Annotated in this window: 12 protein-coding genes; 9 read left to right on the top strand and 3 right to left on the bottom strand. The window is 41.8% G+C overall.

Translation table 11 applies throughout. The features are described 5' to 3' along the window. Positions 1-148: 148 nt before the first annotated feature. Genes pilV through MSG37_RS01840 form a run of 6 tightly spaced genes read left to right on the top strand, consistent with a single transcriptional unit; the run spans position 149 to position 6,327 of the window. Positions 149-706 (top strand): type IV pilus modification protein PilV, encoded by a 558-nt coding sequence (gene pilV, locus MSG37_RS01865; protein WP_248469136.1) that lies wholly within the window; start codon positions 149-151, stop codon positions 704-706. 10 nt (positions 707-716) lie between these two features. Next, positions 717-1,700 carry a PilW family protein gene (locus MSG37_RS01860; RefSeq protein ID WP_248468861.1) on the top strand — a complete coding sequence of 328 codons (984 nt, stop codon included), beginning with the start codon at positions 717-719 and terminating at the stop codon, positions 1,698-1,700. A 9-nt stretch (positions 1,701-1,709) separates the two neighbouring features. Beyond that, on the top strand, positions 1,710-2,129 hold the full coding sequence (locus MSG37_RS01855) for a PilX N-terminal domain-containing pilus assembly protein (protein ID WP_248468860.1): 420 nt from the start codon (positions 1,710-1,712) through the stop codon (positions 2,127-2,129). Between the two features lie 2 nt (positions 2,130-2,131). Continuing rightward, on the top strand, positions 2,132-5,644 hold the full coding sequence (locus tag MSG37_RS01850) for a PilC/PilY family type IV pilus protein (protein ID WP_248468859.1): 3,513 nt from the start codon (positions 2,132-2,134) through the stop codon (positions 5,642-5,644). Positions 5,645-5,647: 3 nt separating this feature from the next. Beyond that, the gene (locus tag MSG37_RS01845; protein WP_248468858.1) at positions 5,648-6,034 is read left to right on the top strand and encodes a type IV pilin protein; all 387 of its coding nucleotides are present in this window, start codon (positions 5,648-5,650) and stop codon (positions 6,032-6,034) included. Next, a complete protein-coding gene (locus MSG37_RS01840) occupies positions 6,031-6,327 on the top strand; it encodes a TapY2 family type IVa secretion system protein (protein ID WP_248468857.1) in 297 nt (98 codons plus the stop codon). Before MSG37_RS01845 ends, MSG37_RS01840 begins: the two co-directional genes overlap by 4 nt. 187 nt (positions 6,328-6,514) lie before the next feature. Here the strand turns inward: MSG37_RS01840 and MSG37_RS01835 are convergent, their stop codons facing one another. Together MSG37_RS01835 and MSG37_RS01830 are read right to left on the bottom strand one after the other, a co-directional pair. After that, positions 6,515-7,030 carry a GspH/FimT family pseudopilin gene (locus MSG37_RS01835; RefSeq protein ID WP_248468856.1) on the bottom strand — a complete coding sequence of 172 codons (516 nt, stop codon included), beginning with the start codon at positions 7,028-7,030 and terminating at the stop codon, positions 6,515-6,517. A gap of 186 nt (positions 7,031-7,216) precedes the next feature. Next, the gene (locus MSG37_RS01830) at positions 7,217-7,726 is read right to left on the bottom strand and encodes a GspH/FimT family pseudopilin (RefSeq protein ID WP_248468855.1); all 510 of its coding nucleotides are present in this window, start codon (positions 7,724-7,726) and stop codon (positions 7,217-7,219) included. Between the two features lie 261 nt (positions 7,727-7,987). Here MSG37_RS01830 and MSG37_RS01825 point away from each other — a divergent pair, with 261 nt between their 5' ends. After that, positions 7,988-8,326 carry a P-II family nitrogen regulator gene (locus MSG37_RS01825; protein WP_248468854.1) on the top strand — a complete coding sequence of 113 codons (339 nt, stop codon included), beginning with the start codon at positions 7,988-7,990 and terminating at the stop codon, positions 8,324-8,326. A 74-nt stretch (positions 8,327-8,400) separates the two neighbouring features. Here the strand turns inward: MSG37_RS01825 and MSG37_RS01820 are convergent, their stop codons facing one another. Beyond that, positions 8,401-9,417: a LacI family DNA-binding transcriptional regulator gene (locus MSG37_RS01820; RefSeq protein ID WP_248468853.1), complete on the bottom strand. Its 1,017-nt coding sequence runs from the start codon at positions 9,415-9,417 to the stop codon at positions 8,401-8,403. Between the two features lie 420 nt (positions 9,418-9,837). Here MSG37_RS01820 and MSG37_RS01815 point away from each other — a divergent pair, with 420 nt between their 5' ends. Both MSG37_RS01815 and MSG37_RS01810 read left to right on the top strand, forming a co-directional pair. After that, complete coding sequence (locus tag MSG37_RS01815; RefSeq protein WP_248468852.1) at positions 9,838-12,459, top strand: TonB-dependent receptor; 2,622 nt, start codon at positions 9,838-9,840, stop codon at positions 12,457-12,459. A gap of 142 nt (positions 12,460-12,601) precedes the next feature. Further along, positions 12,602-14,128, top strand: coding sequence for a tryptophan halogenase family protein (locus MSG37_RS01810; RefSeq protein WP_248468851.1), 1,527 nt, complete (start codon positions 12,602-12,604; stop codon positions 14,126-14,128). Positions 14,129-14,130 lie beyond the last annotated feature (2 nt).

Genomic DNA, 14,130 nt, shown 5'->3' with positions numbered 1-14,130 from the left:
CAAAGGCTACAAATTTACTTACTAGATTTGGCTAATGTTAGACTGTTTTGCTCTTAGCATGTATGCTAAAGGTGGATTATAAGTAGCAGATTTGAAACGACAAAGTAATGTCTTGGTGTCAATTAAGTGGCGCGCTATTGGGGGCGATATGATGGTGAATGAGAAAGGCTTTTCCTTAATTGAGGTATTAGTTGCTTTAGTCATTCTGGTTATCGGACTCGTGGGTGTTTTTAATCTTCACTTAGTGTCTAAACGTGGCAGTTTCGAGTCATTTCAACAAACACAAGCTTCATATTTTGCGCAAGACATTATTAATCGAATGAAACTTAATCGTAGTCAGTTAACAGCATATAGCGGCACATATAGTGGCACGCTAGCTCAACCAGCAACTGCTTGTGATGTCGCTATCGGCGCAAACGTTGTGTGCACGGTCAACCAAACTCTGTTGTGGGACCTTTATAAATGGGAGCAACAAATGCTGGGTAGTGCTGAGGTCAATAATCATTCGACAAATGTTGGCGGACTAGATAAACCAACCGCATGTATCCTGGCTCAAGGGAATGGAGATGTAACTGTCGTGATTACTTGGCGTGGGATCCGCAAAGTATCAGATGGTGCAATAAATCATAGTGATGCTTTAGTTCGTGGCTGTGGTACTGCCGGTGACAGACGCCGCGCCTATAGTGTTAATACTGTGATTATTTAAGGTATTAAGAATGGATCTAGGTCGCTTAAGTCAAAAAGGTTTGTCTCTCGTAGAGTTAATGGTCGCTATGGTTGTGGGGCTATTTCTTACCGCTGGAATATTCTCGATGTTTGTCATGTCAGCTACTAATGTGACCACGACCAGTCAATTTAATCAGTTACAAGAGAACGGCAGAATTGCGCTTTGGCTTATTGAGCGTGATGTTAGCCAGCTAGGGTTTATGGGCGATCTAACGGGTATTGGTTTAGAGGTCGGTAGGAACCTTGATATCAATGCTGCAGCCGTTGCTGCAGGTAATGATTGCATTGGTGATGGCGTTAACAACGGCTCTTTTCCTGCTGTAGTCCCTGCACATTTTCGTCGATTATGGGGTTATGAAAGTGGCGTATCAGCCAACTCTCTTTCTTGTTTAACCAGTGTACGCTCGGCTACCGATGTATTACAAATTAAAAGGTTAGCGGGGCCTGAAGTCGCCACGCCTAATGACTCTAATAGATATTACCTTGCGACTAACTCTCAACAGGGCGTTTTATTTAGTGGTGATCAAACCGCACCAGTTCTTACCAATGGTCGTTATTGGGAGTATTTACACCATGTTTATTACATTGAAGATGAAGCCGGTACGCCTGTGTTGAAGCGTCGCGTACTTCGCAATGGTGGCATGAAAACCTCCGCTAGCTATGAACAGTTGGTTGAGGGCGTTGAGAATATGCGCGTCTTATATGGGTTTGATAGTAACGGTGATAATAGCGCAGATAGCTATATGCCTGTGCAAAATGTAACAGATCTAATGTGGGATAACAGTTTAGCTCAGCGGGTGGTTTCTTTAAGGATATTTATGTTGATCCGCTCACTGGAGGCTGACAGCAGCTATATTAACAACAATAGTTATACACTTGGTGACAAAACGATTGTAGCACCGGGTGATAATTTTAGGCGCAAAGTTGTATCAACGACATTGGTTTTGGAAAACCCAATCATAAGCGCTAACTAGAGGCTGATTATGAATAAGCAAAAAGGAATGGTGCTGTTTTTGTCATTAATAGTGTTAATTATTATGACAGTAATTGGTGTTGCATTGGCAGTGAACTCCAATCAATCAATGAAAATGGCTGGAGCAGGTTCTGAAAGAATCGAAGCGATGACGGCAGCGCATGGCGCCCAAGACCGCGCTATTTCGCTTAATGAAGGTGCGACTTTAATTAACTTAACCAATACCTTAGTGACTAACGATGCAGCGCTTGGCGTAACAAATACTTTAGAGCCTGTAGCGAGTGGTTGCCAGCGTGTAGTCAAAGCCCACGGAGCGAGTATTGGCTGTAATCGAATTGATATTTCGAGTACGGCAGTTTTTGGGCGAAATGACCTCGGGCAGCTAACGGTTGTTGTTGGCATAGAACAAGAATTTACAACAGGGAGTTAGTCATGCCGTGGATTAAACGACTTCTGTGTGCTTCTGCAGCATGTACAGTGATGCTATCTGGAATGAGTTTTAGCGATGATACAGAGCTTTATGTATTTGAATCGACGGCTCGGTCCGGTTCTCGTCCACAGGTTTTAATTATTTTTGATAACTCTGGGAGTATGAGTACTAACGAGAGTACAGACTCCTTTTATCCAAGAGGCGATGAAAACTTAGGTGGTTCAACCAAATTATTTTATAGCAAAGGCGCGGGAGTCCCTGATTTATCAAGCCCAAACTTTATACAAAACAAGATTAACGGTTGTAAGCGTTCGAAAACCTACCTAAAAGACTATGGCTTTTTTACCGGATTTATACGTGAGTATAGCTTTGTTGGTGAAAATGGTACCTGGTCAGAGTTGCCAGACTCCCTTGCCACAACAGTAACTCATACTGATTGCTTTGAAGATTTTGAAGACTCTAGCAGTGTTAATTATAAAAATGCTAAAGATATTCCCGAGGGCCTTCCGGTTGATAGCTTAGGCTCTTCAGCATCGCCTGAACCTTATACATTGGTGTCATCTAGTTCGAGCACAACAGATAAAGACGCTGCATTAAACAAGGCTTTGTTAACTAATTTCGGCATAGGTAAGTCTGTCACGTTTTATACTGAAAAGTATGTAACCTGGTACCACAGCACTAAGTCACAGCAAAATATTTCTAGGCTTGAGATTGCTCAACGAGTCATGGAGGATACCGTAGTTACCACCCCTAGTGTCGATTTCGGTCTTGCAGTATTTAACTACAATGATGGCAGCAGTGATGATGGCGGCCGCATAATTTCAGGAATAAAGCGCCTCAACACGGTTGAGAAAAAGTCATTAATTACAACTATTGGTAATTTAAATGCAGAGACATGGACGCCACTGTGTGAAACCTTGTATGAAGCATACCGATACTTTGGCGGCGGTGCTCCTCACTTTGCTCTAGAAGCGGGCAGTGCGTCACCAGCCAGAGATCAAAGTATAGAAAAAAACAGTAAATATATATCGCCATTTGTTGGAAGCCAGTGTTCAGATAGAGCATACGTGGTTTACATAACAGATGGTGCTCCGACTCGAGATAGTGCCGCGAATTCAAAGATTAGAGCATTAGCTGGCTACGACTCAGATAATATTGTTGACAATAGTTACTTGCCCGCTCTTGCCAGCATCATGAATAATAAAGATATTAACACCTCAGTAGATGGTGAGCAGTTTGTAACCACATTTACCATTGGTTTTAGTGATGGGGCTGCAAGTGCAGAGCCTATCTTAAAGAAAGCCGCTGAGTTGGGCGGCGGTAAATACTTTGCCGCAAGTGATGCATCGGCGCTACAAGCTGCGCTTTCACAGGTTTTTTCACAGATCTTAGAGACCAACGCGAGTTTTACCTCGCCTTCAATTGCAAGTAATAATTTTGACCGCACACAGACATTCGATTCTGCCTATTACGCTATGTTCTTACCTAATAAAGGCGCGCGTTGGATGGGGAATATTAAGAAGTTTAAAGTAACGGGCAGTGGCGATATTGTCGATAAAAACGGTGCATTAGCGATTGACGATGATGGCAATCTGAAGTCTTCTGCTTGTTCATATTGGACTCCGGATGCAGTGTGTGCAGCTACGTCAAATGGCGGTGACGGTAACGATGTACGTACTGGCGGCGCTGCTCATACTATCAGAGCAACAAATTCTAGAACCTTGTACGGTAATTTCGGTACTAACGGTGCATTGACCAGTTTTAGTAAAGCCAATGCTCAGCAGGTGGCTGGTAGTGAAGGCTTATTGGCTGACTTTATGGGCGTAAACTCAAGTCAATTAGCTGAAATGTTTAACTGGGCGGCTGGAGCCGACAGTGACGATGATAATAATGATTCGAGCACAACTGATAAACGCGAGGATATATTTGGCGACCCTTTGCACTCAAAGCCTTTAGCGATTAACTTTGGTAGCCAAGGCTCTCCCGATATTAGAGTGTTAGTAGGCACCAACCATGGTTTTTTGCATATGCTCAAAGACACTGGGGATAATGTTGAAGAGTCCTGGGCATTCATGCCTTACGAGTTGCTTTCTAATATTGCTGAATTACGCGCTAATATTCCAACCGGTGTGCATTCTGTCTACGGCTTAGATTCATCACCTGTGGCTTATGTTGAGCAAAATGCAAGTGGTGGTGTGAATAAAGCTTGGTTATTTGTAGGTATGCGCCGTGGTGGTAAATCTTATTATGCGCTGGATATTACTAATCCCGACTCGCCTAGTTTTATGTGGAAAATAGACCCTGATTCAACAGGCATGGGGGAGTTAGGCCAAACGTGGGCCGAACCTGTGGTAACAAGGATCCCCGGTTGGCCGCTAGGGAATACTAACCCCGCTAATGCTAAGCCCGTGATTATATTTGGTGCTGGGTACTCGCCATCAACAAAAGACTCTGCAGCGGTTGGCAGCAATGATACACAAGGTCGAGGTGTATTTATTGTTGATGCCGAAACTGGCGCACTAGTTCATGCCTTTGGACCCACAAGCAGCGGTAATACAACACTGCTACCAGGTATTGTTGACAGTGTACCGAACGCCGTCGCTGTGCTGGACTCTGATGGAGACTCGTTAAGTGATAGGATTTATGCCTCTGATACGGGGGGCAATGTTTGGCGTATGGATCTCCCTTCAGGTTCGCCATCGGATACGACAAGCCCTTGGACTGCCTACAAGTTTGCAGACTTAGGCGGCAATAGCTTGATAAATGATCGACGCTTCTTTGCGGAGCCTGTAGTAGCACAAACGGTATTTACCAACATAGCTGAGGTCAGTGTTACTGTTGACGGTAATACAACGACTACGACCACCTATCAAAATGTTCCCTATGATGCAGTAACGCTAGGTACGGGGCATAGACCGCACCCGAGTGATCTTAGCCGTTCAGATATGTTTTATGTGCTGCAAGACCGCAACGTGGTTAGCCGCTCATTTGGTGTTGCTGGCTATCCGGCTCCAAGTGCGTTAGTGCTGAGTGATTTATATAACGTGACCAGTGCCCCACCTTCATCTGATACTGAAAATATTAGCTTTGGCGGTAAACGGGGCTGGTATTACAGTTTTGCTGATTCTGGAGAAAAGAGCTTATCGGCATCATCAATTATTGAAGGGCGGGTTTACTTTACATCTTATGTTCCCGGTGACAACTCTGCCGCTAATCAATGTTTAGTCTCTGGAGTGGGTAGGCTCTATGGCTTTGACTTACATAAAGGTACGCGCTCGTATACCAAAGAGTATATAGAAATGGGAGAAAGAGTTCCTGATACGCCGCAACTTGTGATCCCGCCAAATGGTAATGATGACTCTTATATGTACCTTATAGGTATAGGTAAGGCGGGCGGGGATATGATTAAAGTGGATGATCCCAACAATACTGCAGATACTTGTTTACCTGGCGATGACAAATGCGTTGGTGGTGGGCCTGGAGTTAACCGAATTTATTATTATATCAATGAGTAGTTTATGAATAAAAAAGGCTTTAGCTTAATTGAGCTTATGATTGCAGTTGCGATCATGGGAATATTAGCCAGCGTGGCATATCCCTCTTATGTTCAATATGCTGCGAAAGGTGCGCGAGCTGACGGTTTAGCTGGCTTGATGAAAGTCGCGAACCTACAAGAACAATATTATTTAGACAATCGTCAATACGCTACGGATATGACAAAGCTGGGGCTAGCTGCAGATCCGTTTGTAGTTGAAAACGGCTTTTATAGTATTGACTCTACAGGTACAACTGGTTTCGTTGCTATCGCTACTGCATTAGGCGCTCAAGCAAGTCGAGATAGTGGCTGCAGTGCAATACAAATTACAGAGACGGGGGCTAAGACCCCATTGGAGTGTTGGGAATGATGCGATACATACCAGTAATACTCATGCTTCTAACTACAGCTGGATTTGCCGAAAGCACAGAAAAACAAGAGTATAAGTGCCATGTGATAACCAGTGTTGGCGACCAAGTGACGCTTTACCGCTGGCCTGTGGGAAAAATGAATTATTACATGCAAAGGCTGCCAATGAAAAAAGTACCTAAATCCGGTCCTGGTAGGCGCCCTTTGATAAAAGAGGTTGTTGAGTGTGTGGAAAGCGACGTACCGTTTAGTACTGCTGTTGCACAAAAGTTAGATGCCAATTTAGCTCGATAGATTAAGTATGTATTTCGGTGATTGAGGTTTTTATACTGACCACAGTTAATCTAACTTGTAACCAGAGTTTTAGTTTAGCTTGATAACTTGAATCTGTAATTCTTAATCATTAGCTAGTTAACGATTTGAGTTTATCAGTTGCTCTAAGGGGATTCTTATAGGGTGCTATGCTCAGTAAAAAGTTGAATTAACTACAAGTTACTGTACCTGTAGCAAACTTGCTTTTGCCGGAAACGCTAAGTTGTAGCGCCATTGATTCATCGCTTGATTTGCTACTAGGGCAATAGCTAAATATCCCAGAGTTAAAATTGCCAGAAATAAAGCCATCACTGCCAATAGTTATCGTGTTTTGGTCATAATCGATATAGTCATTGCTATTAAAGGCTGCAACATCAAGTAGCACTTGGTCTGTACCATCTATGGTGTTTAGCGTGCCATTATCAACAAAAACACTAAAACCACCTATCCAATTATTTCCACAGGTATTTGAGCTTAAAGGACATATTGTGATGCGAGTACCGTAACTAAGTGCATGGTTGCGGGCTAGCTGTATAGCTTGTTGGATACTACGAATATTGCTTTCTGCGCGATAGCCGTCATACATAGAAGTGAGAGAGGGGACACCAACGGTTAATAAAATAGCTGCAACAGCAATAGTCACCATGAGTTCAACTAGAGTAAATCCTGATTGTTTACTTAGCATTATAAAATGTCCCTAGTTGGCCGTATTCACCGATGACTATAAATAAATATTTCTGCGGTCAATACTAGCAAAGTCAAGCTGCTGGTTAAACTCTCTCTGTAATACTTATCATAGTTTGCCAAAAATCGTTCTGAGTTGATCAAATTCTTATACTGATTGGTATTAAGCGTTGATTGGAGCTGTGGGCTATGGGCATTGGATCGGTTTATTGGAGAATCGAATACGTCCTGATTGATTAACTATGACTGCACGCGAATATTCACTGTCTTGGGTATCAGGGCAATAGCGTAGAGTGCCATTAGTACCAGAAGCTAATCCTTCAGGCTGAAATCGAATAGCAGCTCTATTATAGCTAATATAATCATTAGGATTAAAAGGCCCTAAGGTATAAATAATTTGATCAACACCATCTAATCTATTAGTGACCCCAGAGTCTGTAAACACAGTGATATTGTTTTGCCAGTTTGCTGCACAGCTCTGCGCTTCCATAGGACATACCGTTACTCTTAATCCATATGCAACCGCATGATTTCTGGCAAGCTGTACCGATTGCTGAATTTTACGAATATTAGTGTCAGAACGGTTATGGGCATAAAGCGAAGTCAGTGATGGCGCTGAAACAGAAATTAATATTGTGGTGACTGCTAACGTAATCATCAGTTCAACTAGGGTAAAGCCTGCAAATTTTACTAGCATAAGCACTCCTCCATGAGTGAAAAAAGTATTTACATCCTATAAATACATCGACATTTGGATTTAGAAACTGCTCTGAGAATACTAAGTGTAGCTTTTGTTTAATTGAGGGGGAGATTTGATTGATAGTTTACTAGGTAAATTGAATAGCTATTCAATTGTTGTGCAGTCAAAGAACACTTTAGACTTCAGAGTTTTGTTACTGCATGGTAAGCTACTGCGCAATCAAATTGCGTCTTTCAGCAGGTTCTTAGGGAGTTTTACATGAAAAAAGTCGAAGCCATTATTAAACCATTTAAGTTAGATGATGTGCGCGAATCACTTGCTGATATCGGTATCACAGGCATGACAGTGTCAGAAGTTAAAGGCTTTGGTCGTCAGAAAGGGCATACAGAGCTATATCGTGGCGCTGAATATATGGTCGACTTTTTACCTAAGGTAAAGATTGAGCTAGTTATCCAAGATGAGCTGCTAGAGCAAGCTTTAGAAGTCATCGTTGATACTGCCCGTACAGGTAAGATTGGTGATGGCAAAATCTTTGTAACTGATGTTGAGCGTGTTATTCGTATCCGTACTGGTGAAGAAAACGAAGAAGCTGTTTAACTGTTATAACCTTTTCGCATTATCTAGCTAAATAGGTAATGCGAAAAAGTTTGGTGTTGTTTGGTCTATGTATACTAGGTTTGTGGCTGCGCTGTGGAGTCTCTTATCACTGGCTCAGGCAAGAATACCTTACCTGATTGCGCTGATTTCTCTTTGCGCTTTGCTATTAATAGTTCGGTAGCAATATGAGCAATTTGTTCATTCGGCTGATGAACCGTCGTTAGTTTAGGCCAAGTTTGACGAGAAAATGGGCTATCCTCGAAACCAACTATGGATATTTCAGCTGGAATATCAACGCCTTCAAGTCTAGCGGCAAATAACGCCCCTGCCGCAATTTCATCGTTACAAGCTACAATTGCACTTGGCCTAATATTTTGTTTAAGTAGAGTTTTAGCGCCTTGAACCCCAGACTCAAATGAGTATTTTCCGTCGATAATAAAATCTTCGTTGATAGCCAACTGATTGTTTAATAAAGCCTGTTTAAAGCCCGCTAAACGTTCTTTTGTTGATTCATGCTCATGATCACCGCTTAAAAATGCGATGTTTTTATGACCAAGATCTATCAGATGCTGCGTTATTGAAATGGCGCCAGACCTATCATTTACCAATACGGCTAAACCATTACCTGTTTCAACTTTCTCGCCTGCAATAATTCTGACATAACTTGCATCTATTTTATCTAATGCTGCCAAAATTACAGGGTCTTCAGATAGTGGCGGGGTAAGTACTAACCCCGATAAACGGTTATGTTTAACTAATGTTGTCAGCTCTTCGCATATATTGTCAGCTCTTGAATTGCATGGGTGAATAAGCAACTCATAACCGAGATCTTTACAGGCCGACAAAATACCATTTTGCATATCAATGATGTAGTAGGCATTGGGGTTATCATAAATAAAACCAATGACATAAGATTTTGTTCCGGCTAAATTTCTAGCGGCAAGATTAGGTTGATAGTTTAATTCTTTAATTGCAGAGTTAACTTTATCTATCGTCACCTGCTTTACAGAAGGCTCATTATTAGTAACTCGAGATACCGTTTTAATCGATACGCCAGCATATTTTGCGACATCATTGATGGTGACTTTCATGTTGTTGGACTCTGTTTAGTTAGTCATTTTTACTGCAATTTGTTGCAACTTAACGTTAACAACTGGCGTTTGTAGTAAGGCTATTTATCGGTATATTTACCAATATAGTGCGAAGTTTTAAGTCATTTAGCAATGAGAATTGGTCAACTTTTTAAGTTTCAACCCGCATTAGAAAAAAAAACCTTCTAGCCGTTACATTTTCTTACACACGTTAACCTACTGTATTTAATTAATAATTAATAATTGATCTGCATACTCCTGTTGCTCGAGCTGGGTGAAATGAATTTGTTGGTTATTTTGTTGTGGCGCGACTGTTAATAATTGTGTAATGTTTGCACTAGACATGACAGCGTTGTCATTCCGGTTCGGGAATGGTTATGGATATAAAAAAAGATAATAAGTTATGGAAGGGAAAACGAGATGCGACCATCAAACCTTAAGAAAAGTGTACTAGCTACAAATATCGCGCTAATGCTCGGAACTGCAGTCTCTATGTCTGCTGTTGCTGCTGAGGCGGATTCTGCACCTACAGCAGATGAAAATATTGAGAAAATTGAAGTGCGTGGTATGCGTGCTTCTATGAAAGCGTCAGTAAATGCGAAAAGATTTTCTGACTCAGTAGTTGATGCTGTAACAGCAGAAGATATTGGTAAGTTCCCAGATGGTGACGTGGGTGAATCACTTGGACGTATTCCTGGTGTTGCTGTAAACCGTCAGTTTGGCCAAGGTCAGCAAGTTTCTATTCGTGGTGCTTCAAGCCAGCTGACTCGTACTTTACTTAATGGACATGCCGTTGCATCTACAGGCTGGTTTGACCAACAAGCCATTGACCGTAGCTTTAACTACTCTTTGCTTCCGCCTCAATTGGTTAGCGGCATTGAGGTTTATAAATCATCACAAGCTGATATCACTGAAGGTGGTATTGGTGGTACGGTTATTGTTAAAACACGTAAGCCGCTAGATCTAGATGCAAATACAGTCTTTGTTAGTGCTAAAGGCGATTACGGTACAATTTCAGAAGAGATTGATCCTGAACTTTCTGGTCTTTATAGCTGGAAGAACGAAGATGAAAACTTCGGTATTTTAGTTTCTGGTGCAGGTTCACAAACTGAATACCAGCGTAATGGTATTGAGACTTTACTAGGTTGGGGCGAAATTGTGCCATCAACTTTTCAGCAAGACCGTGAGCGTACAGCATTTAACGTAGCAGCTCAGTATCGTCCTACTGATGCACTTGAGTTTGGTTTAACTTATACAGCGCTAGATCTTAAAGCAAACAATGCTAATACTTCGATTTTCTTATTCCCAACTCAACAGGGTGTAAGTACTTGTAATCAAACGAATGCTGCTGGTGTTTGTACTGATATTACTCATACAGGTGAAGGCGGATTTGCTTGGGCTCAAACATGGGCTCGTGAAGCTGAAATGACTTCAGATACTATCGATTTCGATTTCAACTTCGAAGCTGAAAACTTTACAGTAGAAGGTCGCGTAGGTAACACTACATCAGATGGTGGTACTAGCTTAACTTCTAACTACGGTAACTCTATCGGTCAGCCAGGTGACTTTGCCGGTCACTATGACGCTACTGGTAAGATTATTGATATTGATATTGCTAAGCAAAACTTTGGTGCTGAAGACTTTAATGGTCAGCTATCTACAGCTGCTTGGGCACTAAAAAAGCAGCCTAATACTGATGAAGAAACATATGCACAGTTAGATTTTACTATCCCGGTAGATTTAGGTGCAATCAGTTCATTTAAAACTGGTATTCGTTATGCTGATCATGATGTAACTCAACAAACTGATATTGCAACTGTAGGTGATATTGCAGTACGTGATGCTTCACATTACTACAATGGCACTATGTCATCAGGCGCTGGGTTTACACTACCTAAGCCAGATTTTGATGCAATGATTGCAGACGCAAATGCCGCTATTACAGGTTTCGAGCGTGACAAATCTGGTTATGGTACATTGAATGAAAAGAACCTTGCACTATATGCAATGGCTAGCTTTGAGTCTGAAGGTATTCGCGGTAACTTTGGTCTGCGTTATATCTCAACCGACGTTGAGTCTGATTATTATGAGCTGAGTGACACAGGTCAGTTTGCTGATAACTTAAGCACTGCTAAGTCAAGCTATAGCGATGTATTACCAAGTGTTAACGTTGCATTTGACTTAACTTCAGACCTTATTTTACGTACTTCTGCAGCGCAGGTTATCTCTCGTCCTAACTACTCTGAGTTATTCGCGACTTCAACACTTCCTGGTTTGAATGACGGTACTCCAGGTAATGAAAAGCTAAATCGCGGCTCTGTTTCACTTGACCCATTCAAAGCGACTCAAGCTGATGTGAGTTTAGAATGGTACTTTGGTGGTGAAGGTCTTGCAGCAGTAACTTACTTTATTAAAGACGTAAATTCTTTCATCTCTACTCGTCAAAAGCTTAATCAGCAAATTGGTATTGAAGATAATGACCTTATCGCTCAAGGCGGCAGCGCATGTGGTGTAGGCGTATACGATTGCTGGACTGTCAGTGAAAAGTATAACGCTACTGGTGGACGCATTGAAGGTGTGGAATTACAGCTTCAAGATTCATTTGAAAACGGTTTAGGTTACTCTGCTAACTATACGTATGCAGATGCTGGTTCACCAGCTGAAAACTATCCAGACCAAGTTGGCGTGTTCTCTGATTCTTCAAAGCACACAGTTAACTTAGTGGGTTACTACGAAATGGAGTCTTTCTCTGCGCGTCTAGCATATAACTGGCGCAGTGAGTACATGATGCGTGAACTACCAGGCTTCTACGGTAACCGTCAACATGAAGATTATGGAACACTTGATTTCAGTGCTTCTTACAGCGTGACAGAGTGGATGGATGTAACTTTTGAAGCTGTTAACCTAACTGAAGAAGATAGTGTACAAACTGGTGTTGCTCCGCTTGATGCAGAAGTTATCCCAGAGTTTAAAGCTGACTACCCTGTATGGAGCTTTGAAGGTGAAGCACGTTACAAAGTTGGCGTAGCATTCCGTTTCTAATATAAATAATATAGTTGTAACGAAAGCCCAGCATTTGCTGGGCTTTTTATTAAAAATCATATGATGTTTTTTAGAGCAGTCTCTTCGGAGATAACTTATTAGATTTAAGACTCCTTTTCAGCATAAATATAAGAGGTCGACCATGGATATTCAAAGGATAGCTATTGTTGGTGGAGGCACAGCAGGCTGGTTAGCTGCAAATCATTTAGGCCTGACGGCAATGGCGAGCAAGTCGTTATCAGTCACTTTGATTGAGTCTTCAGATATTCCAACCATAGGAGTCGGAGAGGGAACCGTTCCTGCTATCCGTAAGTCATTAAAACGCTTTGGGATCAGCGAAGCTGAGTTTATTAAGCGCTGTGATGTAACCTTTAAGCAGTCGATCAAGTTTGTTAATTGGTTAGATAAAAGCGTTTATGGCAAGAATAATTTTTATCATCACCTTTTTGATATGCCATCTGCAATGGGAGAAGCGCTGACACAAAAGTGGTTAGCTAAAAAACACGTTGCCTATGCTGGAACTGTGTCACCTCAACATGCTGTCTGTGAGGCCTATAAAGCACCAAAGAGCATTAGTGATCCAGAGTATGCCGGTGCTTTGGGTTACGCCTATCATCTTAATGCCGCAAAGTTTGCCGAGCTATTAGCTGAAAACGCAAAAGAGCGTTTTAGAGTTGAACATATAACTGCAAATGTGCAAGAGGTGATATTGGCAGAGAGTGGTGAGATTGAGTCTCTTATCACCGATACTGAAGGTAAATTAGATTTTGACTTCTATATTGATTGCAGTGGTTTTGCTTCCCTAATGATAGATAAAGCACTTAAAGTGCCTTTTATTGATAAGGCGGATCAATTATTTGTCGATAAAGCGGTTGTGGTGCAAGTACCGACTTCGACTAATGAAGTTATCCCTCCTTTTACGATTTCAACAGCACATCAAGCTGGCTGGATCTGGGATATAGCTTTAAGTAATCGCCGCGGTATTGGCTTTGTCTATAGCTCTAAATATATGGACGATGCAACTGCAGTTAGTAAGCTAGATACTTACTTGGATGGTAAATTATCTGAGCATCAGTTCAGAACTATTCCAATGACTGTAGGTTACCGAGAGCGGTCATGGGAGAAAAATTGTGTTGCATTGGGACTTGCTCAAGGCTTTTTAGAGCCCTTGGAAGCAACCTCGATTTTGTTGACTGATTTTGCCGCTGGCTTCTTGGCGAGTCGGTTTCCTAGGTCAGTAGAAGAACTACCAAGCATGGGTCAACGCTATAATAATGTAATGAGTTATGCGTGGGAACGGGTCGTTGATTTTATTAAGATGCATTATTGCCTTTCGGATCGCTCAGATTCAAAGTTTTGGACAGATAACCGTGATACAGCCACTATGTCAGATGAGCTATTGCAGCGATTAGCACTCTGGGAAAACTTTGTACCGAACCGAGAGGATTTCTTTAGTAAGTTTGAGGTCTTTGACTTAGAAAACTATCTTTATGTTCTTTATGGTATGCATTTTCCAACTAAAGTTGGGGGGAAGTCTGACGCAGAAGCGCAAATACCCACTGACTATCAGCAAAGGCTCGATAACATCTCGGCTCAGCTGGTGGCTAATCTACCACCGCAAAGAGAGTTACTAGAGAAAATAAAGCAATATGGATTACAAACAATTTAATC

The organism is Shewanella sp. 1CM18E (assembly GCF_023161665.1).
Classification (GTDB): domain Bacteria; phylum Pseudomonadota; class Gammaproteobacteria; order Enterobacterales; family Shewanellaceae; genus Shewanella.
The sequence above is the reverse complement of the archived record's forward strand: the minus strand, read 5'-3'. Positions and strand labels throughout refer to the sequence as shown.